Origin of the sequence: Flavobacterium cheongpyeongense (genome assembly GCF_003202435.1) — a bacterium.
GTDB lineage: Bacteria > Bacteroidota > Bacteroidia > Flavobacteriales > Flavobacteriaceae > Flavobacterium > Flavobacterium cheongpyeongense.
The window spans coordinates 24,279-49,502 of the sequence record NZ_QJHK01000005.1; the positions used below are offsets into that span (position 1 = coordinate 24,279).

At 33.3% G+C, this 25,224-nt stretch carries 21 protein-coding genes; 16 read left to right on the forward strand and 5 right to left on the reverse strand.

The window, feature by feature from the left end:
* Positions 1-101: 101 nt before the first annotated feature.
* A complete protein-coding gene (locus tag DMB65_RS07440; protein ID WP_110306019.1) occupies positions 102-671 on the reverse strand; it encodes a Crp/Fnr family transcriptional regulator in 570 nt (189 codons plus the stop codon).
* A 238-nt stretch (positions 672-909) separates the two neighbouring features.
* Here DMB65_RS07440 and DMB65_RS07445 point away from each other — a divergent pair, with 238 nt between their 5' ends.
* The 4 genes from DMB65_RS07445 (at position 910) to purU (ending at position 4,629) form a co-directional block, all read left to right on the forward strand.
* Positions 910-2,007, forward strand: coding sequence for a pectate lyase family protein (locus DMB65_RS07445; protein ID WP_110306020.1), 1,098 nt, complete (start codon positions 910-912; stop codon positions 2,005-2,007).
* A 202-nt stretch (positions 2,008-2,209) separates the two neighbouring features.
* Positions 2,210-2,794: a hypothetical protein gene (locus DMB65_RS07450; protein WP_230470623.1), complete on the forward strand. Its 585-nt coding sequence runs from the start codon at positions 2,210-2,212 to the stop codon at positions 2,792-2,794.
* Between the two features lie 229 nt (positions 2,795-3,023).
* Positions 3,024-3,743 carry a DUF4197 domain-containing protein gene (locus DMB65_RS07455; protein ID WP_110306022.1) on the forward strand — a complete coding sequence of 240 codons (720 nt, stop codon included), beginning with the start codon at positions 3,024-3,026 and terminating at the stop codon, positions 3,741-3,743.
* Between the two features lie 31 nt (positions 3,744-3,774).
* Positions 3,775-4,629: a formyltetrahydrofolate deformylase gene (gene purU, locus DMB65_RS07460; protein ID WP_110306023.1), complete on the forward strand. Its 855-nt coding sequence runs from the start codon at positions 3,775-3,777 to the stop codon at positions 4,627-4,629.
* 70 nt (positions 4,630-4,699) lie between these two features.
* Here the strand turns inward: purU and DMB65_RS07465 are convergent, their stop codons facing one another.
* On the reverse strand, positions 4,700-5,869 hold the full coding sequence (locus DMB65_RS07465) for a proline dehydrogenase family protein (RefSeq protein ID WP_110306024.1): 1,170 nt from the start codon (positions 5,867-5,869) through the stop codon (positions 4,700-4,702).
* 300 nt (positions 5,870-6,169) lie between these two features.
* Here DMB65_RS07465 and aroB point away from each other — a divergent pair, with 300 nt between their 5' ends.
* From aroB to recQ, 5 genes are all read left to right on the forward strand, one after another.
* Positions 6,170-7,237, forward strand: a complete 1,068-nt coding sequence (gene aroB, locus DMB65_RS07470; protein ID WP_110306025.1) for a 3-dehydroquinate synthase — start codon at positions 6,170-6,172, stop codon at positions 7,235-7,237.
* A gap of 296 nt (positions 7,238-7,533) precedes the next feature.
* On the forward strand, positions 7,534-8,937 hold the full coding sequence (locus DMB65_RS07475) for a type III PLP-dependent enzyme domain-containing protein (RefSeq protein WP_110306026.1): 1,404 nt from the start codon (positions 7,534-7,536) through the stop codon (positions 8,935-8,937).
* Between the two features lie 115 nt (positions 8,938-9,052).
* Positions 9,053-10,021 carry a deoxyhypusine synthase family protein gene (locus DMB65_RS07480; protein WP_110306027.1) on the forward strand — a complete coding sequence of 323 codons (969 nt, stop codon included), beginning with the start codon at positions 9,053-9,055 and terminating at the stop codon, positions 10,019-10,021.
* A gap of 7 nt (positions 10,022-10,028) precedes the next feature.
* On the forward strand, positions 10,029-10,436 hold the full coding sequence (locus tag DMB65_RS22110; RefSeq protein WP_165834891.1) for a DNA primase: 408 nt from the start codon (positions 10,029-10,031) through the stop codon (positions 10,434-10,436).
* A 130-nt stretch (positions 10,437-10,566) separates the two neighbouring features.
* Positions 10,567-12,684 carry a DNA helicase RecQ gene (recQ, locus tag DMB65_RS07490; protein WP_110306028.1) on the forward strand — a complete coding sequence of 706 codons (2,118 nt, stop codon included), beginning with the start codon at positions 10,567-10,569 and terminating at the stop codon, positions 12,682-12,684.
* Positions 12,685-12,764: 80 nt separating this feature from the next.
* Here recQ and lon read toward each other — a convergent pair whose 3' ends face one another.
* On the reverse strand, positions 12,765-15,224 hold the full coding sequence (gene lon, locus DMB65_RS07495) for an endopeptidase La (RefSeq protein ID WP_110306029.1): 2,460 nt from the start codon (positions 15,222-15,224) through the stop codon (positions 12,765-12,767).
* Between the two features lie 285 nt (positions 15,225-15,509).
* Between lon and DMB65_RS07500 the strand changes: the two genes are divergently transcribed.
* From DMB65_RS07500 to DMB65_RS07515, 4 genes are all read left to right on the forward strand, one after another.
* Entirely contained in the window at positions 15,510-16,064 is a 555-nt protein-coding gene (locus DMB65_RS07500; RefSeq protein ID WP_110306030.1) for an RNA polymerase sigma factor, read from the forward strand.
* A 93-nt stretch (positions 16,065-16,157) separates the two neighbouring features.
* Entirely contained in the window at positions 16,158-16,694 is a 537-nt protein-coding gene (locus tag DMB65_RS07505) for an anti-sigma factor (protein WP_110306031.1), read from the forward strand.
* Complete coding sequence (locus DMB65_RS07510) at positions 16,678-17,739, forward strand: DUF4097 family beta strand repeat-containing protein (RefSeq protein WP_110306032.1); 1,062 nt, start codon at positions 16,678-16,680, stop codon at positions 17,737-17,739. The genes DMB65_RS07505 and DMB65_RS07510 overlap by 17 nt, the downstream gene beginning before the upstream one ends.
* Positions 17,740-17,891: 152 nt before the next feature.
* Positions 17,892-18,779 (forward strand): carbon-nitrogen hydrolase, encoded by an 888-nt coding sequence (locus DMB65_RS07515; RefSeq protein WP_110306033.1) that lies wholly within the window; start codon positions 17,892-17,894, stop codon positions 18,777-18,779.
* 68 nt (positions 18,780-18,847) lie between these two features.
* Here the strand turns inward: DMB65_RS07515 and DMB65_RS07520 are convergent, their stop codons facing one another.
* A complete protein-coding gene (locus DMB65_RS07520; protein WP_110306034.1) occupies positions 18,848-20,104 on the reverse strand; it encodes an OmpA family protein in 1,257 nt (418 codons plus the stop codon).
* A gap of 522 nt (positions 20,105-20,626) precedes the next feature.
* Between DMB65_RS07520 and DMB65_RS07525 the strand changes: the two genes are divergently transcribed.
* Positions 20,627-21,667 carry an agmatine deiminase family protein gene (locus tag DMB65_RS07525; RefSeq protein WP_110306035.1) on the forward strand — a complete coding sequence of 347 codons (1,041 nt, stop codon included), beginning with the start codon at positions 20,627-20,629 and terminating at the stop codon, positions 21,665-21,667.
* A 71-nt stretch (positions 21,668-21,738) separates the two neighbouring features.
* On the opposite strand, the gene fahA is transcribed toward DMB65_RS07525, so the two are convergent.
* On the reverse strand, positions 21,739-23,022 hold the full coding sequence (gene fahA, locus DMB65_RS07530) for a fumarylacetoacetase (RefSeq protein ID WP_110306036.1): 1,284 nt from the start codon (positions 23,020-23,022) through the stop codon (positions 21,739-21,741).
* 108 nt (positions 23,023-23,130) lie between these two features.
* Between fahA and glyA the strand changes: the two genes are divergently transcribed.
* Both glyA and miaE read left to right on the forward strand, forming a co-directional pair.
* Complete coding sequence (glyA, locus tag DMB65_RS07535) at positions 23,131-24,405, forward strand: serine hydroxymethyltransferase (protein ID WP_110306037.1); 1,275 nt, start codon at positions 23,131-23,133, stop codon at positions 24,403-24,405.
* Positions 24,406-24,565: 160 nt separating this feature from the next.
* Positions 24,566-25,159: a tRNA-(ms[2]io[6]A)-hydroxylase gene (miaE, locus tag DMB65_RS07540; RefSeq protein ID WP_110306038.1), complete on the forward strand. Its 594-nt coding sequence runs from the start codon at positions 24,566-24,568 to the stop codon at positions 25,157-25,159.
* Positions 25,160-25,224: the final 65 nt, after the last annotated feature.

A 25,224-nucleotide genomic window follows, 5' to 3' on the forward strand; every position in this document is an offset into this window, starting at 1 on the left:
TCAAAGACATTATGATTCCCGTCATCTGAAAATATTTCAGATGACATTTGGAAATCAATGATTTAAATAAGTTAAAACAGATTACATTTTAATCTTTCTTATTAAAAACTCTTCTTGATTTTTGATAAAAATTCATGGGTCACTCCTAAATAAGACGACAAATTCTTATTATTTATTTTTTTTGTCTTTTGCGGATACTTGTTTACAAATTCAAGATACCTCTGTTTGGACGTTTTGTTTAAAACATCTAACAGTCTTTCCTGTATTGCTATATTAGCCATTTCTACCATTAAAATGTGAAACTGGACAAGTTTTGGCACCTGTTTAAACAACAAGGTCTTGTTAGATTTATTAATTACCAGTATTTCACTGTCTTCTATTGCCTTTATGTTGTATTTTGTCAATTTTTGGTAATAAAAGCTTTCCAGGTCACACATCCATTCATTTTCAAATGAAAAGAAAATGACACTTTCTGTTCCGTTTTCATTCAAAATATAAGTTTTAAAAGCCCCTTTCAGGATAAAACCTTCATATGAATTATTGGAATCCTGAATCTGCAAAAATTCATTCTTTTTTAGTTTAATGAATTCTGTTTTATCAAGAATAAAAGCCCACTCTTCGTCTGTAAGAGTGATTTTTCTTTCTATATTTTGCCTTAGTTCTTCGTACATATTTTTTAATTATTTCTAAATTAAAATTATAAATTTCATGAGATTTGGGAGTGAATTTTAATAATGTAATCGATTACGTAAAAATATAAAAATTATATTATACTCAGAATAATTATATAAAAAAAATCAAATATTCAAATTAATCACAAAATTATTGAACAAGTTCAATTTCTACATAAAAATTAATAAACATCTTTGCATCACTATAAAATATTATAATAACCAAACAAAAACTATCATGACTTTTAAAACCAAATTTACAATTGCTTTATTCACGATTGCTTTAGCTTTCACAAGCTGCAATACAGAAGATGCTTCAGAAAACACTGAAAATGCAAATCTGACAACAAATCAAAATGTTTCAACATCGAAAGTTGGAGTTTGCTCAGAAGTTCCGGGATGGGCATCTCAAAATGGAGGAACAACCGGAGGAGGTACCGCTGCAGAAACACCCGTAACTACTTACGCACAATTAAAGGCAGCTATTGAAAACACTTCTGTAAAAGTGATTAAAGTTTCTGGTACAATTACTATTACTACTAGATTATCATTGCAGGATCAGACTGGCAAAACCATTTACGGTACCAGTGGAGCTAAATTAGTTTCAACCAACCAGACTAAAGATGGTTCTGGAATAATCAACATTAAAAGATGCAAAAACCTAATCATTAGAAATCTTATTTTTGAAGGGCCTGGAGCTTATGATACTGATGGCTGGGACAATGCTATACTTGATAATTGCCAGAATGTATGGGTTGACCACTGTGAATTCAGAGATGGTGTTGATGGCAATTTTGACATCAAAAATAAATCTGATTATATAACTGTTTCCTATACGAAGTTCACTTACTTAAAAGCTCCAAAAGCTGGCGGTCCAGGAGGTTCTGATGATCACAGGTATTCAAATTTAATTGGTTCAAGCGACAGTGCAACAGGTGACCGTGGTACATTAAGAATTACATTTGCACGTTGCTGGTGGGCTCCTGGTTGTAAAGAAAGAATGCCAAGAGTTCGATTTGGAAAGGTACACATCATAAACTGTTATTTTAACAGTACCGCCAGTAACAAATGTGTTGCTGCAGGTTTTGAGGCTAATATACTTGTAGAAAAAAATGTGTTTGAAGGTGTAAAAACTCCTATCGATTTAATGACAGGTTATACTGCAGTTACTGCTACAGGAAACATTTTTACTTCTACAACAGGTAATCAAGCTGGGGCAAACACTGCATTTACCCCTCCATACAGCATTGTAACTCTTGCGGCAACTGCTGTAAAGGCTGATGTTTCTGCAGGAGCAGGTGCTACATTTGCAGGTAATACTTGTGGTTCTTTCTAAATTTTAAAAAATTGTTTTTACAGAAAAAGCTATCCAATTTGGATGGCTTTTTTGTTATCCGCTAATTTGTAAATGATGCTTTATTACGCAACAAATAAATTAACCCTGCAGAAAAATAAAATATAACCAGTACTTTTGTCATTATAATTTTACATATCCACTCATGAATTTACGACTCTTTTTTCTATTAATTTTTCTAAGTTTGAGCATTCCGTTTTTCTCACAAACTTTAAATAATCAAAAAACTACATCCATTAATAAGGAAAATCAAAGTAAAGCAATACAAAACACGTACATTAAAATACTTTGGCTGGACAAAAACAATACTATTCAGTTGAATGAGAATTATATTAAAACATTAACCAATCAACAACGTGCAGCGTTAGGTTATATTGTGACTTTTATTGGTAATGAGTGCTATTGGGATGGAGATAAAAAAACTGATGAAAGTAATTTAAAGTGTAAACTTCTTACTGCTCTTAATCTTGGCTATCAATGTTCTGAGACGCACTTGTCTTTTTTGAAAGAATGGTTCAAAGAAGATAAAAAAGTCCTTGAAGATTTACAGGATTGCGAAAAAAAAGAATCTTCAGCAAAAATTAGAGATCAGCTTATTGAATTAAAAATGGTCACCAGTCAAAATACCATTAAAATTATTTATAGTGCAATTGGTGTAGATATGATACATTCGAAAAACTGGAAATGGACTGAAGAATCAACTTATTCATTTACAAAAAGTGAAATCAAACAAACTGACAGAGAAAATATCGACGGCAGTTTCCAGTAGTTTTACACAACAGTAACTTTATTTTTTTCTAAAAACTTCACGTCTTAAAAAAACAAAAATTTCTAAAATAGCCCCGATGGAAGTGGTATCCCGCACTTTTTTTGTGCGGAATTTAGCGGACAGCGGGACAAAAGTTAATTATGAAACAAAATGTTTGTGCTCCTGAAATAAAATTGTGGCTTTGTTTTTGAATAAGTAGTATTTTTGAACCTTAATAAAACCCCATCTAATGAAAAAGATTTTACTTTTAGCACTGGCATTTTCTCTTAACTCTTGTGCACAGGTGCAACAAACCTTAAATCAGTTACCGCAATTATCATCACAAATCCCCGGTATTGGAGGTGTAGATATTGCTTCAGGATTAAAAGAAGCTTTAAACAAAGGAATTACTGAACAAGTAAGTAAATTAACCGCTGTTGATGGTTTCTATAAAAATGAAGCCGTAAAAATCCTGATGCCAGACGAATTAAAAAAAGTAGACGCTACTTTACGAAAAGTTGGTCTTAGTTCACTGGCTGATGAAGGCATAAAAATGTTGAATCGTGCTGCAGAAGATGCTGTAAAAGAAGCCACTCCTATCTTTGTTTCGGCTGTTAAAAACATGTCGTTTACAGATGCCAAAAATATTCTGTTAGGTAATGAAAGTGCTGCAACAAGCTATTTACAAGGGAGTACTACAACAGCTTTGTACGGAAAATTTAATCCGGTAATTAAAAGTTCGTTTGAAAAAGTAGGTGCAGATGTGGTCTGGACTAAAATAATTACAAAATATAACACAATTCCGCTGGTAAAAAAAGTAAATCCTGATCTTACTGATTATACAACAAATCAGGCTTTAGCAGGTGTTTTTAAAATGATTGCCGTTGAAGAAAAAGAAATCCGCAACAACATTAGTGCAAGAACTACACCGCTATTAAAAAGTGTTTTTGCCATGCAGGACAAGAAATAAGCAACTAACCGATTTAACCATAAAAATTATAATGCAAAAAATAACTATTCTGATTCACTGCAAGGATCAAAAAGGAATTATTGCTGCAGTAACAGCTTTTATTGCAAAAGTAGAAGGGAATATTACCTATATCGATCAGCATGTTGATACTGAGCAAAATGTCTTTTTTATGCGATTAGAATGTGATTTGACGAATCCTAATATAAGTATTGAAGCCATAATAGATGATTTCAACCAAAGCATTGCAACTGATTTTAATATGTCGTGGGACTTGTATAATCAAGAACAAAAGCCCAAAATGGCTTTGTTTGTTTCTAAGTACGATCATTGTCTGTTCGATATTTTAGGACGCTACAGTGCAGGGGAATTAAATGTTGAGATTCCGGTAATTATCAGTAATCATAATGATTTACGTTCGATCGCAGAGCGTTTTGATATTCCGTTTCACTGCATTCCTTTTACAAAAGACAACAAAGAAGAAGGCGAAACCAAACAAATAGAATTGTTAAAAAAATATCAGATCAATTTTATTGTACTGGCGCGTTATATGCAAATTATTACACCTGGTTTGATTTCGTTGTACGAAAATAAAATCATTAACATCCACCACTCTTTTTTACCGGCATTTCCTGGGGCAAAACCATACCATTCTGCTTTTAAAAGAGGTGTAAAAATTATTGGAGCCACTAGTCATTATGTAACAGAAGAATTAGACGAAGGCCCAATTATTGAACAGGACATCGCTCGGGTTTCCCACATCCATTCTGTTGAAGACTTTATAATGAAAGGCCGTGATCTGGAACGAATTGTTTTGGCAAGAGCCATAAAATTGCATGCTGAACGTAAAACAATGGTTTACAGTAACAAAACAGTTGTTTTTTCTTAAAGACTTATAAAATTCAAAAAGCCGTTTTAATTCTTGAAACGGCTTTTTGAATTTAAAATATATTACAACTTTACTTCCCTTTTCTTCTTTTACGTTCCGCTTTAATCATCGACAATTCTCGGCTGGTTTGTCCAGCAACAGAAGTATTTTCTTCAGCACGGCGAATCAGATACGGCATCACATCTTTTACTGGTCCGAAAGGCAGGTATTTTGCTACATTATAACCATTTTCAGCAAGATTATAACTGATATTATCACTCATTCCGTACAATTGTCCAAACCAGATTCTAGTGTCATTTTTTGCAATTGCCCTTTCCTGCATCAATTTCATTAATTTATAAGAACTTAATTCATTGTGAGTTCCTGCAAAAATGGACATGGTATCAAGATGCTCTAACATATAAAAAACTGCTGCATCATAATTTTCATCGGTAGCTTCTTTAGAAATACAAATTGGAGAAATATATCCTTTTTCTTCTGCCCTTTTATTTTCTTTTTCCATGTAGGCACCGCGAACTAATTTCATTCCGATAAAGAAGCCCTCATTTTTGGCAACCTCATGGAGTTTTTTCAAATAATCCATACGATCCCATCTGTACATTTGCAGCGTATTAAAAACTATGGCTTTTTCTTTATTGTATTTACGCATCATTTCGGTTACCAAATCATCGGCTGCGTCCTGCATCCAGCTTTCCTCACCATCGATCAGCAATGCTACATCTTTTTTATGTGCCTCACTACAAACCTGATCAAAGCGGGCTACTACCCTGTCCCATTCTGCTTGTTCAACCGCTGTTAAAGCCAGATTCTCTCCTAATTTTTCATACAACTCAAAACGCCCCAAGCCAGTCGGTTTGAAAACAGCAAACGGAATTGCCAGACGTTCTTTGGCAAACTCAATTGTTCTCAGAGTCATTGCTAAAGCGGCATCAAATTGCTCTTCCTCTTCTTTTCCTTCGACAGAATAATCCAAAACAGACGAAACGCCTTTTGTAAACATTTTATCCACAACAGTGAGACAATCATCTTCGTTTACTCCACCACAAAAATGGTCAAAAACAGTAGCACGAATTAATCCTTCTACCGGAAGATGTGCTTTAATAGCAAAATTGGTAACAGCAGTCCCAATCCTCACCAAGGGTTCACTGTCAATCATTTTAAAAAGAAAATAAGCCCTGTCAAGTTCTGTATCACTTTTCAACGAAAACGCAACCTGAGTATTGTCAAATATTTTTTCCATTAAATTTAGTTTTTGCAAAGATATAGAGTGTAGTTAATATTATTTAACAAAAAGGATGTGTTTTTATAAAAATTATAACATCATTGTATATCTACAAAAATTAAACGGGTAATTATCAGTAAATAATAATATTACAAAGCATAATTTTGGATCTAAGAGAAATAAAATACTTAAAACCTATCAAAGAAATTCAGTACTAACGATTATAAAAAACTCATTTTTTAAACAAATTAGAAAGAGTATTTGAAAATTATTTAGTTAAAAATGCCTTATTTTGCGGTTTCAATTAACAGATGAATTATGCAGTCTATTCAAGCAAATAATTATTTAGTACATTTTAACCAAAATGCTTACAAAGCCTTAAATAACCATTTAAAGGAAAATAAATATTCTAATGTATTTATTATTGTTGATGATAAAACAAATGAGTATTGTTTGCCTAAATTCCTGCCTTTGCTGGAAACTGAATTAACTATTGAAATTATAGAATTCGAATCTGGCGAAGCCAATAAAAATATAGAAACCTGTATTGAAATCTGGAATGTACTTACCGAATTGGGTGCTGACAGAAAATCATTAGTTATAAATCTTGGTGGCGGTGTTGTAACTGACTTAGGCGGTTTTGTAGCTTCTACATTTAAGCGTGGAGTAGATTTTATCAATATTCCCACTACATTATTATCTATGGTAGATGCTTCGGTAGGAGGAAAAACCGGTGTTGATTTAGGAAATCTCAAAAACCAGATTGGAGTGATTAATGTACCTAAGATGGTTTTAATTGACACACAATATCTGGAAACTTTACCACAAAGCGAAATGCGTTCCGGTCTTGCAGAAATGCTAAAACACGGTCTTATCTATGACGCTGACTACTGGAAACAGTTTTTAAATTTAAAATCAATAGATTACGCAGATTTTGATGAATTGATTTATCGATCTGTCGAAATCAAAAATGATATTGTAATTCAGGATCCAACAGAGAAAAACATTCGTAAAGCCTTGAATTTTGGCCATACTTTAGGGCATGCCATCGAAAGTTATTTTTTAGAAAGCGAGGCTAAAACAACATTATTACACGGTGAAGCCATTGCTATCGGAATGATTCTCGAAAGTTATATTTCACTGCATAAAAATTTAATAACACCCGAAGAATATTCAGAAATCAAGACTGCAATTCAAAGCATTTATGACCATGTGCTTTTTGAAGAAAATGACATAAAACCCATACTTGAATTGCTCATCCACGACAAAAAAAACGAGTATGGTTTGATTCAATTTGCACTAATTGAAGGCATCGGAAAAATTAAGATTAACCAATCTGTTGAAAATAAATTGATTCTGGATGCATTTCAGGATTATAAGTCTTAAACTTTTTTTAAGAAAAAGCGTTGCATTAGGTATATATTATTTTTTACATTTGCCCCAATGAAAAGAAAAAGCAAACAAAGGCATTTTAGCTCTTACAGAAACCGTCTCAATAGTTCCTTATTAAGGATGTTGGATCGTTTTTACAATAGTAAAAGCCCGTTTTGTTCAGACTTTTTTTTATGTTCAAAGGCAGAACACGAAAAACTGGAAATTGTATTTGCCAATATCAGGGTTTGAATTTAAGATTTAGAAACATTAACTGGATTTAAAATACATTCTAAATATTCAAAACTACAATGAATACAAAATATTCCGACTTAATCAACCAAACCTATTATTTCCCTCAGGAAGAGTTCAAACTTAATAAAGACAACCTTTTGTTCCACAACATCGATCTGATGAAATTAGTTGAACAATATGGAACCCCATTAAAATTTACATACTTACCACAGATTTCTGAAAACATCAATAAGGCAAAAGCCTGGTTCAGAAAATCGATGGAAAAAAACAAATACGAGGCAAAATACTACTATTGTTATTGCACAAAAAGTTCTCATTTTGAATACATTATGAATGAAGCTTTTAAAAACAATATTCACGTCGAAACTTCATCTGCCTTTGATATCAATATTGTTGAAAATTTATTAGAAAACGGCAAAATTAACAAAAGTACTTATGTGATTTGTAATGGTTTCAAAAGAGACGAGTACATTACAAATATTGCACGATTAATTAATAACGGACATAAAAACACCATTCCGATTATTGATAATTATGAAGAACTTGATTTACTTCAGAGTGAAATAAAAGGAAAATTTAAAATCGGAATCCGAATTGCAGCTGAGGAGGAACCTAAATTCGAATTTTACACTTCCCGATTAGGTATCGGATACAAAAACATTGTTTCTTTTTATAAAAAGCAAATTCAGGAGAATGACAAATTAGAGCTTAAAATGCTTCACTTTTTCATCAATACCGGAATAAACGATACTGCATATTATTGGAATGAACTCGTAAAATGTATCAAAGTATATATAGCTCTTAAAAGAGAATGTCCTACCCTTGATGGCCTAAATATTGGAGGAGGATTCCCCATCAAAAACTCACTTGCATTTGAATATGATTACCAATATATGATTGATGAAATTATCAATCAGATTAAAATTGCGTGTGATGAAGCTGAAGTAGATGTTCCAAATATTTTCACAGAATTCGGTTCCTTTACCGTGGGTGAAAGCGGTGGTGCAATTTACCAGATTTTATATCAAAAACAACAAAATGACAGGGAAAAGTGGAACATGATCGACTCGTCTTTCATTACTACTTTGCCTGACACATGGGCGATAAACAAACGTTTTATCATGCTGGCAGTAAACCGCTGGAATGATACTTACGAGCGGGTTTTATTAGGTGGACTGACGTGTGATAGTGATGACTATTACAATTCTGAACAAAATATGAATGCCATTTATTTGCCTAAATACAACAAAGAAAAACCGTTGTACATTGGTTTTTTCAATACGGGGGCATATCAGGAAACCATAGGAGGGTACGGAGGTTTACACCACTGTTTAATTCCTCAGCCTAAACATATTTTAATCGATCGTGACGAAAACGGAATTTTGGCAACAGAAGTTTTCTCAGAACAGCAAACTTCTGACGATGTATTAAAGATTTTAGGTTACACCAAAAAAGTATAAAAAAAACATGCAAATTAAAAGTTAATAAATATAAAATTATTAATTTGCAGTAGAACTCACAAGGTCAAAATTACAATTCAAAAAAAAAAAAAAAACAAAACAAAAAACAAAGAAAATGAAAGGACCAATCAGTCAGTTTATTGAAAAACATTATTTACACTTTAACTCTGCTGCCCTGGTTGATGCTGCAAAAGCATATGAACAACAATTGGCAAATGGAGCTAAAATGTTGGTAAGTATGGCTGGCGCGATGAGTACAGCAGAAATTGGTAAAATTTTTGCCGAAATGATCAGAAAGGACAAAGTTCAGATTATTTCATGTACCGGAGCTAACTTAGAAGAAGACATCATGAATCTGGTAGCACATTCACATTATGAAAGAGTGCCAAACTATCGTGATTTAACCCCGGAAGACGAATGGGCCTTACTTGAAAGAGGACTAAATCGTGTTACCGACACCTGTATTCCGGAGCATGAAGCCTTCCGTCGTTTACAAAAACATATTTATAAAATCTGGAAAGATGCAGATGACAAAGGAGAACGTTATTTTCCGCATGAATTCATGTATAAAATGTTGTTATCCGGCGTTTTGGAAGAATACTACGAAATTGATTTAAAGGACAGTTGGATGTATGCAGCTGCCGAGAGAAATTTGCCTATTATTGTTCCTGGATGGGAGGATAGTACAATGGGTAACATTTTTGCATCATACGTAATTAAAGGAGATTTGAAAGCTTCAACCATGAAATCCGGTATTGAATACATGACATTCCTTGCTGACTGGTATACAAAAAACAGTGAAAACGGGATTGGTTTTTTCCAAATCGGTGGTGGTATTGCTGGTGATTTCCCTATTTGTGTGGTACCTATGCTGTATCAGGATATGGAAATGCATGATGTCCCTTTTTGGAGTTATTTCTGCCAGATTTCAGATTCTACGACCAGTTACGGATCTTATTCCGGAGCTGTACCAAACGAAAAAATCACTTGGGGTAAATTAGACATTAAAACCCCTAAATTTATTATTGAGTCGGATGCTACAATTGTTGCACCATTAATTTTTGCTTACTTATTAGATTTATAGGATATTTATGAAAAGAGTTATAGTAGACTACGCCAAACTTACCAACGAAATTCTAAACCTTTTGGTAGAGAAATTCCCTGACGGTTATGATGATTCGGATGTTATCCGTTTTAGAAATGCTAAAAACGAATTAATCGAAGCTGTTGAAGTTCGTACTGATGACACTATTTATTTAGTAAAAATTAGTACAAAACTTGCTGACAGAATTGAAAATTATGATGAAGACGACGATATAGATCTTGATGTTGATACAATCGAGCCTGTAAAAGGTCTTGATCTTGATGATGATAGCGATGATGACGATGAGGATGACAATCTCGACAAACCTGATACAGATGGCGGAGATGATGACGATGACGATGATGACAAAGACGATATCAGTGACGAAGATGATGACGAAGACGATGAAGATTAATTCATCTCAGAAATAAATTAAAGGAACTCAAATTTAGGGTTCCTTTTTTTATAGACTAATTTGAAACATCTTTTTTAGCATAAGAAAAATACTAATATTTTATGCTATCTTTGAGAAAAATATCAGCCAAATGAATTCAGAAATATTACATGCCAAACTAAAAGAAAATTTCGGTTTTGAAAAGTTCAGACCCAATCAGGAAAATATAATAAATACCATTCTTAAAGGCCAGGATACTTTGGCTATTATGCCTACAGGAGGTGGAAAATCGATATGCTTTCAATTACCAGCATTGGTTCTACCGGGAATTACTGTTGTTATTTCTCCCTTAATCGCCCTAATGAAAGATCAGGTCGATAGTTTAAAAGCCAACGGAATATCAGCATGTTATATCAACAGTAGTCAATCCAGTGAGGAACAGCAATTTTATATTGATAATTTAAAATCAAACACCTTTAAACTCGTTTATATTGCACCAGAAAGTTTATCCTATCTGGATATAGTTTTTAACGAATTAACAATCAGTCTAATTGCAATTGACGAAGCACATTGTATTTCTTCATGGGGACATGATTTTCGTCCTGCTTATACCAATTTGGGGTATTTAAAAAACCGCTTCCCTTCTACTCCAATTTTGGCGTTGACCGCTACAGCTGATAAAGCGACTCGTACCGATATTACAAAACAATTAAATTTAAAAAATTCTAAAACTTATATTGCGTCCTTTGACAGAAAAAACCTAAGTCTGGAAGTTCGTCCGGCACTTGACCGCGTAAAACAAATTATAGATTTTGTAGAAAATAAACCAAATGAATCTGGCATTATATATTGTCTGAGCAGAAAAACGACAGAAGAACTGGCTGAAAAACTACAAAAAAAGGGCATTACCGCAAAAGCCTATCACGCTGGTTTAGACAATAAGGTTCGTGCTAAAACCCAGGATGAATTTATAAACGATGATTGTCAGGTTGTTTGTGCAACAATTGCATTTGGAATGGGAATTGACAAATCGAATGTCCGATGGGTGATTCATTATAATTTACCAAAAAACATTGAAGGTTATTATCAGGAAATTGGTCGTGCCGGTCGTGACGGATTACCCGCTGAAACGGTTTTGTTTGAAAGTTATGCTGATGTAATTCAATTACAGAAATTTGCATCTGAAGGTTTAAATTCAGATATACAGCTGGCAAAATTAGACAGAATGAAGCAGTATGCGGACGCTTTGAGCTGCAGAAGAAAAATTCTGCTTTCTTATTTTGGCGAACTAGTTACTGAAAATTGCGGCAACTGCGATATCTGCAAAAATCCTCCAACATTTTTTGACGGTACAATTTTAGCACAAAAGGCATTATCAGCAATTACCCGCTTGAAGGAATCTGAACCGCTAGCTGTAATTGTAGATTTTTTAAGGGGTTCGAAAAACGCCTATATCTATGAAAAAAACTATCAGGACTTAAAAACATACGGAATTGGTGCTGACATTTCCTGGTATGACTGGAATCAATACCTGATTCAGTTAATTAATTTAGGATATTGTGAAATTGCCTTTCATCAGCATAATAAAATTTTATTGACACCTTTCGCAAGAAAAGTTTTGTTTGAAGGTGAAAAAGTAAAATTGACAACGGTAGTCAAAAAAGTAATTGATAAGAACGAAATTAAAGGATCTAAAGAAAAACCCAAAACCGTTGCAAACTCGCTTTTTGAAATACTTCGAAAATTGCGTTACGAAATTGCCAAAGAAGAAGAAGTTCCGGCATATGTCATTTTCAGTGATGCTGCCTTAAGACAAATGGAAAGTTTAAGACCAATGAGTGATGATGAATTTCGGGCAATTGATGGTGTTGGAAAAACAAAACTCGAAAAATATGGTTCTGAATTTATTAATGCCATTGTTGAATTTCAAAAAAGAAAAACTTCAACTACTAAACTAAAAAAAGAAAACACTACTTATAAAACTACCCTGGAAATGTTTCAAAACGGAATTTCTGTAGAAGAGATCGCTAAAACAAGAAACTTAGGACTTTCAACCATTATTTCACATTTGGCAAAATTGTATTTAGACGGAGTTGATATTGATTCCACTCAGTTTATTTCTGATGAAGAAGTGGCACAATTAGAAAAAGCCAAGACTGAACTTGAAAATCCAAATGCTTTAAAACCTTACTACGAACATTTTGAAGAAAAAATGGGATATGATAAAATTCGGTTTGGTCTTGCTGTACTTGAGAAAAAGAAACTCTAAATATACCCTAAAATAAAAATCCAAATTCCTGCCTGATTCTTCAGTTTGGAATTTGGATTTATAATTACTGGAATTTAAGATTAAAGTTTATTCAATATTTTAGCATTTTTTACACTCTGATCTGTTAAAGCCAAGGTTAAGACCTCGCTCATTTCTTTTACATAGTGAAAAGTCAGGCCTTCCAGATATTCTGCTTTGATTTCATCAATATCAGATTTGTTTTCATGGCACAAGATAATCTCTTTAATACCGGCTCTTTTTGCTGCTAAGATTTTCTCTTTGATTCCACCTACTGGCAATACTTTCCCCCGAAGGGTAATTTCGCCCGTCATGGCCAGACTTTTCTTTACTTTCTTTTGAGTCAACAAGGAAACCAATGAAGTCAGCATTGCAATACCGGCACTTGGACCGTCCTTTGGAGTTGAGCCTTCTGGTACATGCAAATGGATATTATATTTTTGAAATAAAGCTACATCAAGACCCAGTTTTTCTGCATTGGCTTTAATGTACTCCAAGGCAATGGTAGCTGATTCTTTCATTACTGTTCCTAAATTTCCTGTGATACTCAAAGAACCTTTTCCTTCAGAAATCAAAGATTCTATAAACAAAATATCCCCTCCAACGCTTGTCCATGCTAAACCTGTTACAACTCCGGCAATATCATTATTTTCATATTTGTCACGCTCCAGTCTTGGTACGCCTAAAACCTTTACAATATCTTCATCCGTAACTTTTTTGTTGTACTCCTCTTCCATTGCAACCGCTTTTGCGGCATTACGAATTACCTGAGCAATTTTAGTTTCCAAGTTACGAACACCAGATTCTCTTGTATAGCCCTCCACAATTTTCTCTAATTGCTTTTTACCAATTGTCAAATCTTTAGCACTTAATCCGTGTGCCTCTAATTGTTTTGGAAAAAGGTGTCGTTTTGCAATTTCTACTTTTTCTTCAATAGTATAACCTGACATTTTAATCACTTCCATTCTGTCACGCAAGGCTGGCTGAATGGATGCCATATTATTTGAAGTAGCGATAAACATTACTTTAGATAAATCATAGCCCATTTCAAGGAAATTATCATAAAACGCATTGTTTTGTTCCGGATCCAAAACTTCTAGCAAAGCTGATGACGGATCACCACTGTTTCCATTTGATAATTTATCAATCTCATCTAAAATAAAAACGGGATTTGAAGTTCCGGCTTTTTTTAAACTCTGAATAATTCGGCCTGGCATTGCACCAATATACGTTTTTCTATGTCCGCGAATTTCTGCTTCGTCTCGTAAACCTCCTAATGATATGCGCACATACTCACGCCCAAGAGCTTCGGCAACAGAACGCCCAATAGAAGTTTTACCAACACCCGGAGGCCCGGTTAAACAAATTATTGGCGATTTCATATCATTTCGCAATTTTAAAACTGCCAAATGTTCAATCATTCTTTTCTTAACGTCTTCAAGTCCAAAATGATCTTTATCTAATATTTTCTGGGCAAATTTTAAATCAAATTTATCCTTAGAATATTCACCCCATGGCAATTCCAGGAATAACTCCAGATAATTACGCTGAATACCAAAATCAGGCGACTGCGGATTCATACGACGCATTTTAGACAATTCTTTTTCGAAATGTTTTTGCGTTTTTTCATCCCATTTTTTGGTTTTCGCTTTCTGTCCCATTTCATCCATTTCCTCTTCCTGCGAAACACCTCCCAATTCTTCCTGAATGGTTTTCATTTGCTGATGAAGGAAATACTCACGTTGCTGCTGATCTAAATCGAAACGAACTTTTGACTGAATATCGTTCTTCAATTCTAATTTTTGAAGCTCTATATTCATATAACGCAACGTCTCAAGCGCTCTTTCTTTTAATCCGTTTATCGAAAGTAAACCTTGCTTTTCTTTTACCGATAAATTCATATTAGAAGAAACAAAATTGATTAGAAACGACTGGCTTTCAATGTTTTTAATCGCAAAGGTAGCTTCTGACGGAATATTCGGGCTTTCTTTTATAATCTGAATAGCTAATTCTTTAACAGAATCTAAAATAGCTGTAAATTCAGTGTCATTTTCATCAGGACGTTCCTCTGAAACTTCTTTTATTGTTGCTGTAATATAAGGCTCTTCTGAAACAACTTCTTCAATTTCGAAACGCTTCTTTCCTTGTAAAATAACCGTAACATTTCCATCTGGCATTTTTAAAACACGAAGAATTCTTGCAACAGTACCAATTTTATGAATATCATCTTTTGACGGATCTTCATCTTCTTCATTAATTTGAGAAACTACACCAATGATTTTCCCACCGGCATTAGCATCATTAATTAATTTTATTGATTTGTCTCTTCCAGCAGAAATCGGAATAACAACACCCGGAAATAAAACAGTATTACGTAAAGGTAAAATGGGTAACGAAAGCGGAAGATCTTCGTTATTCATTTCCTCTTCGTCTTCGGGAGTTAATAATGGAATTAATTCTGCCTCCGAGTCAAATTCCTGAAGTGACAGATTGTCAATAGTAAGTATTTTATGGTTTGACATAATAATATATAAGTCGTTTTGTCATTAAAAGGTTTGTTCTAATCTCAAATAGTAACTATAAAAGCTGTGTTTTAAATAAAATCAGGCTAAAAACTGTCTTTGAAAGTTAGGTCATAAAAATAGACAATCATTATGCCAAAAACAAAGACATTTGTTTTGATTTTTTATTTAAAAAAGTACTTAATATAAGCATGACATTCATTTCTAAAAAAATCGAATTAGTTTTATCAAAAGTGTAACAAACCCAAAAAAGCAAAGTCATTATTAAAAACCAGCAATCATTACTTGAATACAACCAATCAAAATATCGAAGAGTTAATCAAACTTTGTAAAGAAAATAATCAAAAGGCTCAATTTGAAGTTTACAATCGCTACTGTAAAGCTATGTATAATGTGGCTTACAGAATTGTAAAGGATGAACATTTTGCACAAGACGTCATGCAGGAAGGTTTTTTGAAAGCTTTTACAAAGATTAACGATTATAAACAGGAAGTTGCATTTGGGTCATGGCTAAAAAAAATCATTATTAATTATAGCATTGATTTTTATAAAAAGAAGAATGCTTTTCAGATGGAAGACCTGAATAAAACACTTTATAAAATTGAAGAGAACGATACTTTTTTTTCTGAAAATATCGATTTGAATTCACTCAAAGTAAAACAGGTTTTAGAGACTATTTCTACACTAAAAGACAATTACCGAATGGTTTTAACACTCTTTTATATTGAAGGTTATGATCAGGAAGAAATCAGCGAAATCTTAAATATTAGTTATGCCAATTGCAGAACCACATTAAGCAGAGCTAAAGAAAGTTTGCGAAAAAAATTAGAGGAAATATAAAATCGCCATTTAAAAACAATTTTGTGACAACAAAAACAAATCAACAAAAAGGCGATACCCTATATCATCTCTAAGAAATAAAAATTTGGATATATGAAAAAGAAGAATGAAAACTTAGACGAGTTATTTAAAAAATTGGAAAATCAGTGGGATGTACACGAAATGAATTCTGATCATCAGATTGATTTCTTAAATAAATTAAATAAAAAACAACCGAAGAAAAAGAATTATGCCACTTGGGGCATTGCTGCTTCAATAGCAATATTATTAGGTGTATCTGTTTTTTATAATAATAACGAGAAACCTAAAGAATTTAAATTTGCATCAAAAGAAACAAAACAAACAGATTCTATTTTCAGCATTTTAATTGATAATGAACTCGTTAAATTAAAAGAAAAAAGTTCACCCGAAAATGAGCAAATCATAAATGATGCCTTAAGACAAATGAAAGTTTTTGATTCAGATTATGAAAAAATCATAAAAGAAGTTCAGAAAAACGGTGAAAACAAACAAATTATTTATGCTATGATCAGCAACCTGCAAACCCGAATATCTTTTTTACAAACGGTTTTGCAGCGTATTGAAGAAAATGAAAATTTAAAAAATACAACTCATGAAAAAACATTATAACATACTGATTCTTTTTATTTTAATTCCTTTTTTAGGATTTTCAAATGATGATACTTTTATTTCAAAACAAAAAAGTATCAAAAAAACGTACATTGTCAACCCGAACGCAGGAATTGATATTGATAATAAATACGGAAATATTTCAGTATCAACCTGGGATGAAGACAAAATTGATCTTGACATTACTATAAAAGTGACCGGAGGAAACGAAAAGTGGGTTAACGAAAAACTAAACAGTATTGATATTGATATAACTGCACTAAAATCAATGGTTACTGCCATTACAAAAATTGCAAATTCGTCTTTAAAAAGTAAAGGAAGCAGCAACAGTTTTGAGATTAATTATGTGATTAAAATTCCGAAAAACGGAACCATAAAACTGAACAATAAGTACGGGAATATTTCAGCAGTTAGTTTAGAATCAACAACTGATATTACTTGTAAATACGGTAAAGTGATGCTTGGAAAACTTAACGGCTCAAATAATCGTGTTCAAATCGAATATTGCCAAAATTCTTCTATCGATTATATAAAAAACGGAACAATTGAAGCTCGATATTCAGGGTTAAAAATAAATGACTCAGGAAATTTGAACTTAGATACCAATTATACGGATTTGTTTATCTCTGAAGGACAAAATATTAAATACGATTGTAACTACGGGAATCTTAAATTCCAAAAAATAAATTCGTTTATAGGATCCGGTAATTACCTTACAATCAATATTGCTGAGATTTCAAATAATATAAATATAGATACTAATTACAGCAAAGTGAATATTACGACGATAACGAAAAACGCCAATAATGTCAATATTATTTCTGGCTATTCAGATGTTTGCTTGGGGTATGATACAAATTATGCTTTTGATTTTGATATAAATACCAAATATGGAAATATAAAGAAAGACAGTTCTTTGGATATTTCGCTTTCAGAAAACAAAAACAATAAGAAAAGAGTAAGTGGATTCAACAAAAAGAAAGGGCAAAATAAAATCATTGTCAATTCTAATTATGGCAATGTAACCTTAAGCAAAAAACAATAAAATTCAACTTACTACTTTTTTTATAATTAAAACACCCGTTTGCCGTACTGGTGTTTTTTGTTTTTAGATATAAAGATATATTCCACAAGACCTTTCGGCAGTCTTTGCCATTCCTTCAAAAATTACTATTTTTGCACTCTAAATTTTATGTCATGCCGAAAAGAAAATATAAAATAGCCGTTGTTCAGTTAAACCTTAATGACGTTGCCGAAAATAATCTTAAAAAATGTATTAGCTGGGTGAAAGATGCCGCATCAAAAGGTGCTGAAATTATCCTTTTACCAGAATTATATAGTAGTCATTATTTTTGCCAAAGCGAAGATGTAGCCAATTTTGCATTAGCAGAACCGCTTTACAGTACATCATTTATCGCTTTTAGTGAATTAGCAAAACAATTAGGCGTAGTAATTATTGTACCTTTCTTCGAAAAAAGAATGGCTGGAATTTACCATAACAGCGCTTACATTATAGATACTGATGGAACCGAGGCAGGTTTATACCGTAAAATGCACATTCCGGATGATCCTCATTTTTATGAAAAATTCTATTTTACGCCAGGAGATTTAGGTTTTCAGGCAATTGAAACTAAAAAAGGAAAAATAGGAACCCTTATTTGCTGGGATCAATGGTATCCCGAAGCAGCCCGTATTACAGCTTTAAAAGGTGCTGAAGTATTGTTTTATCCAACTGCAATTGGATGGCATCCAAAAGAAAAAGACCAATATGGTGAAAATCAATATGGAGCCTGGATGAACGTTATGAAAGGTCATGCCGTTGCAAATGGTGTTTTTGTTGCTGCTGCAAACCGAATTGGTTTAGAACAATATATTGATGGAACTGATGGAATTCAGTTTTGGGGAGCATCTTTTATTGCTGGTCCTCAGGGAGAAATTTTAGCGCAGGCATCACACGATCAGGAAGAAATTTTAATTGCTGAAGTGGACTTAGATCTTCAGGAAAATGTACGTCAGAACTGGCCTTTTTTCAGGGACAGAAGAATCGATGCTTTCGGGGATATTACAAAAAGAGCAATTGATTAGATTCAATTTTATAAAAAAAGGCTGTTTCAAAATGTAACAGCCTTTTTTCATTACTTAATTTGAGTTTATTATTTCACCTGAAAACTAACTCTTCTCACTATTTGACGTGCTTCTTTTGAATTTTTATTAACAGAGGTGTCTTCTCCATTAGCAATTACATTTAATCTTGAAGCATCAATTCCTGCATTTATTGCTACTTGTTTTACTGCTTCGGCTCTTTTTCTTGACAATTCAACGTTATAGCTTGAACCACCTATTTCGTCAGCATATCCTACTACATCAGCACTTTTCTCAGGATTATTTTTCAAATATTTTACTAAGAAATCAATACCAGCTAAAGAAGCATTTGTTGGTTTTGAAGAATTAAAATCGAAATATACATTTACATACCCATCATTAATTAATTCTTCTACAGTTGTATCGGTAGCAATTTTATCGCTTTTTTGACCATAAGTTTTTTCTAAATAACTCTCTAATTCATCCGGAACACCATTTTGATTACTATCAATTGATTGTCCTTTTGTGTTTACGGCAATACCCGCAATAGAATTTGGTTCTAAATCATACAAATCAGCCACTCCGTCTTTATCTGTGTCTAAAAGACCTGACTCAACAAGTTCCAGCCTTTTTTCCAGTTTATCATATTTATTTTCTGCTACTGCCCAGTCTGCATGGTTGTTATTTTTACCTAAATAAACTGTCAATCCTATAGAAGCGTTAACTAAAACACCATCAAAAACAGCAGATCGAATACCACTCATTCCATCAAAATTATAGCGCTGTTGGGCATTAACAATTCCAGTAATATCTCCTGTCAATGCAACACGGTTACTCAATTTTACTTGTCCGGTTAAACCTAATATTCCATTAACCATATAATCCTCGCCATCAAAACCATTTTTACTGGTTAATTGAGAAGCTCCCATCCCTCCATGAACCAATAGTCCAATTGTATTTGTCCAGGTCTCAAAATTTAAAGTTCTGCCAAGGTTTATAACACCTTGCAAACTCGTTCTCAAATAGGTACTTTCAAATTCAGGTGAATTGGCTCCTTCTTGAAGTTTATCATATCCAAAATCTAATTTAAGACCAAATCTGGGATTAAGCATATATCTTACACCTAAATCAGCGTGCAGAGATTTAAAAAGTTCTGTATAGTAACCTGATGTCATTGATTTTGATGGTTTATTTAAACCACCACTTACCTCGACAGACCATTTATTATAAGATTCACCAGAGGCCTCGGGTGAGGAAGTTGTCGCATTTTGCGCATTTGCTGTAAAGGACAGCACTAAAAGTATTAAGAAAGCTAATTTTTTTTTCATTATATCTAAGTGTTTTAAATTTACATTTTTAAGCTTTAACAAAAATTTAACGTTGCCAGTTTTATTAAAACTTACAACAAAATTATGTTAATGATAAATAAAAGCGTTCTATTCGTTTTCTGAACTTTTACATAATTCCCATAAGGTAGGTTAATGAGAATAATGAATTTTCGCTTTTTCTTAAAACAACTTGGGGCGATATATTTTTTAAATTAATAACTAGTCAAATCTTATAAAATTAGATTTTATTAAAAGACAGCTATATTTTAAAAAGTCAAAATTAATATTTTTTTTTTAAATCAAAGTGTTTTGTTTGTAAAAAATCAAAGTCTTAATTTGAAAAAAAATCAACAAAAAAGTTAAAAAATAAAATTATTTTTAATATTTAATATTTTTAGACATGCTTTTTAAACTATTTTCTGTAATATAAAAATTAAATCATACAAATCAACTTTGGGTTTCCCTGCTGTTTTATAATCCTAATGAATGGTTATCTTTGTGCTCATTTAATTTAGAACTTTTATGACAGCAAGTAGTAGAAGATTTCCAGCAGAATGGGAGAAACAACAGGGAATCATATTATGTTTTCCACATAATGGTAATGATTGGCCTGGGAAATATGAGGCAGTTCAGTGGGCATTCATAGAATTTATTAAAAAAATAACCAGTTATGAAACTGTTTTTTTGGTTGTAGCAGATGAAAAATTAAAAGAAAAAGTAGCTGAAATGATGGAAAGAGCACGTATCAATATTTCGAACGTTTCTTTTGTAATTCACAAAACTAACAGAAGCTGGATGAGAGACTCTGGTCCTATTATTGTAAAAAATGGTTCTAAAAGAGAAGCTTTAAATTTTAATTTTAATGGATGGGCAAAGTATAAAAATCATCAATTAGATAAATTTGTACCAATCAAAATCTCAGATTTTATTAACATCCCTTTAACTCAGGTAGTTTACAAAGGAAAACCTGTAATCGTTGAAGGAGGTGCCATTGATGTAAACGGAAAAGGAACTTTACTGACTTCTGAAGAATGTTTGATGCACCCTACCATTCAGGTTCGAAATCCTGGCTTTACTAAAGAAGATTACGAAGCTGTTTTTAAGGAATATCTTGGCGTTACAAACGTAATCTGGCTTGGAGACGGAATTGAAGGTGACGATACACATGGGCACATCGACGATTTATGCCGATTTGTAAATGAAGATACAATTGTTACAATTGTTGAAACTGATAAAAACGATTCGAATTACAAACCTTTACAGGAAAATTTGAAACGTCTGCAAAATGCAAAATTAGAAGACGGCAAGTCGCCAACAATAGTTGCATTACCAATGCCAAAACGGGTTGATTTTGAAGATCTGAGATTACCCGCAAGTTATGCTAACTTTCTCATTTTGAATAATTGTGTGTTAGTACCAACATTCAATGACAGCAATGATCGTGTCGCTTTAAACATACTTTCTGAATGTTTTCCGGATCGTGAAGTAATCGGAATAAGTTGCATTGATTTTATTTGGGGGTTTGGAACTCTACACTGTTTAAGTCAGCAGGTTCCTGAGTAATTAATATGAAAAAAAACTTGTTAGGATTTAAAGCTAACAAGTTTTTTTTATTTAGTTTTCTTATCTGATCTTCATTGCCTGATAAAAGGTGGCAGCAATTGACTGCAAACTTCTCCAAAACCTATCCTTACTTCAGCATTTTCACAAAAACCTCGTATAATCACGGTATCATTGTCCTCAATAAACTTACGTTCACTGCCGTCATTTAATTTCAATGGGTTTTTCCCTCCCCATGTTAACTCCAGCATAGAGCCAAAACTATCAGGAGTTGGCCCTGAAATAGTCCCTGATCCCATCATATCACCCGAATTTACACGACAGCCATTTGAAGTGTGGTGCGCCAGCTGTTGCGTCATAGACCAGTATAAATATTTAAAGTTTGATCTTGAAACAACCGTTTCTTGCTGATTCAAAGGCTTAAGTGCTACTTCTAAATGAATATCAAAAGCTTTTTTACCTTTGGTTTGTAAATAAGGTAGCGGCGTTGGATCTTGTTTTGGTCCTTTAGTTCTAAAAGGCTCTAAAGCATCCATAGTTACAATCCATGGTGAAATTGAGGTAGCAAAATTTTTGGCTAAAAATGGCCCTAAAGGCACATATTCCCATTTTTGAATATCACGTGCACTCCAGTCATTTAGCAAAACCATCCCAAAAATATAATCTTCTGCCTCATAAGTAGAAATATTTTCTCCCATTACATTGACATCTGTTGTAATAAAGGCAGTTTCTAATTCAAAATCTACCAAACGGGACGGACCAAAAACAGGATATTTTTCACCAGCAGGCAAGATTTGTCCCATAGGTCTGTGAACCGGAATTCCTGACGGAACAATAGTTGAACTCCTTCCATGATAACCTACCGGAATATGCAGCCAGTTTGGTAATAATGCATTTTCCGGATCACGAAACATTTTACCGACATTAGTAGCATGTTCTCTGCTTGAATAAAAATCAGTGTAGTCACCAATCAGAACCGGCAGTTGCATCTCGACATCATCAATTTTAAAAATTACAATATCACGGTCTTTTTGTGAATCCCTTAGTTGCGGATTTTCTACATCAAAAATATCTGCAATACGGTTTCGAACCAATCGCCATGTTTTTTTTCCATCAGAAATAAAATCATTTAGCGTGTCCTGCATAAACATATCATCTGTTAAATCTATTCCTTCAAAATAGTTTAATTGTTGCAAAGCACCTAAATCAATAGCGTAATCGCCAATTCTCGTTCCTACTGTAACGACATTTTCTTTGGTAAGAAATACCCCGAAAGGAATATTCTGAATAGGAAAATCACTATTCTCTGGTACTTCTAACCATGATTTTCTTTTAGTATCGTTGGCGGTTATTGGCATGTGAATGTTAATTATTTGTTGAAAAATTGTATGTCAAATATATCATAATCTAACAGTTTCACAAACGTTTTTTTGTATTTTTGCAGGAAATTAACGAAAAACGAAAAAATGCAACGCGACGAACAAATTTTTGACCTTATACTAGAGGAACAAGACAGACAAATTCACGGATTAGAGCTTATTGCTTCAGAAAACTTCGTAAGTGATGAAGTAATGGAAGCAGCCGGTTCAGTTTTAACTAATAAATATGCCGAAGGATATCCTGGCAAAAGATACTACGGCGGTTGTGAAGTAGTTGATGTTATTGAGCAGATTGCAATTGACAGAGCAAAAGAATTATTTGGTGCTGAATATGCAAACGTACAGCCTCACTCTGGTTCTCAGGCAAATGCTTCTGTTTTTCATGCTTGTTTACAGCCAGGGGATAAAATTTTAGGTTTTGACTTATCACACGGTGGTCACCTTACTCATGGCTCTCCTGTAAACTTTTCAGGACGTGTTTATAATCCTGTTTTTTACGGAGTGGATAGAGAAACCGGAAGATTGGATTACGATAAAATTCAGGAAATCGCAACTAAAGAGCAGCCAAAGTTAATCATCGCAGGAGCTTCTGCTTATTCCCGTGATATGGATTTTGAGCGTTTCAGAGCAATTGCTGATAGCGTTGGCGCAATTTTGATGGCAGATATTTCTCATCCTGCTGGTTTAATTGCAAAAGGATTATTGAATGATCCGATACCACATTGCCATATTGTAACTACTACAACCCACAAAACACTACGTGGACCAAGGGGTGGTTTGATTTTAATGGGCAAAGATTTTGAAAACCCATGGGGATTAAAAACTCCAAAAGGTGAAACCAGAATGATGTCATCTTTATTAGATCTAGCTGTTTTCCCAGGGAATCAGGGTGGACCTTTAATACATATTATTGCAGCAAAAGCAGTTGCATTTGGTGAAGCATTAAAAGATGAATTCTTTACCTATGCAATGCAATTGCAAAAAAATGCAAATGCTATGGCGGATGCTTTTGTAAAAAGAGGATACAATATTATTTCTGGAGGAACTGACAACCACATGATGTTAATTGACTTAAGAAACAAAAATATTTCTGGAAAAGAAGCCGAAAACGCATTGGTAAAAGCAGAAATTACGGTAAACAAAAATATGGTCCCTTTTGATGATAAATCGCCATTTGTTACTTCAGGTATTCGTGTTGGAACAGCTGCAATCACAACTCGCGGATTGGTTGAAGAAGACATGGAAACTATTGTTGCCTTAATCGACAAGGTGTTGACTGATCATACAAATGAAACTGTTATCGAAGAAGTAGCAAACGAAGTAGACGAAATGATGAGCGAAAGACCAATTTTCGTTTACTAAAAGTTTCAAGTTTAAAGTTTAAGGTTTAAGGTTTTGCGCTATTTAAAGTGCAAAACTTTAAACTTTTTTATTTCTCAACAAAACCTCATTAGAGTCTAAAAGCCGAACTGGAGAAGAAACCTGAAACCTGAAACAAATAAAACTTTAAACAAAATAACACATGGGCGTACTACGATTACAATTACCAACAGACCCAAGATGGGTAAATATAGTTGAAAAAAACATAGAAGAAATCCTGACAGATCATGCATGGTGCGAGCAAAAAGCAGCTACGAATGCCATAACAATTATTACTAATAATTCTGAACATCAGGATTTAGTTCAGGATTTATTGGCTTTGGCCAAAGAAGAAATCGATCATTTCGAGCAGGTACACAATATAATTATCAAAAGAGGATTAAAGTTAGGCCGAGAGCGAAAAGACGATTATGTAAATGAATTGTATTTGTATATGAAAAAAAGCGGTGATGGAAGCCGTGTCTCTGGCCTGGTAGAAAGATTATTATTTTCAGCCATGATTGAAGCCAGAAGCTGTGAACGTTTTAAAGTACTTTCTGAAAACATTCAGGATGAAGAATTAGCTGTTTTTTACAGAGAATTGATGGAAAGCGAAGCAGGGCATTATACTACTTTCATAACATACGCAAGAAAATACGGTATTGGAATCGATGTTGAAAAGCGTTGGAGAGAATGGCTTGCTTTTGAGGAGTCTATTATTTCTAATTACGGAAAAGCCGAAACGATTCATGGTTGATTTTTTCTTCGATAGACCAAATAATTATAATTGATCATTTAATTTTATACTATTTTTAATACTTT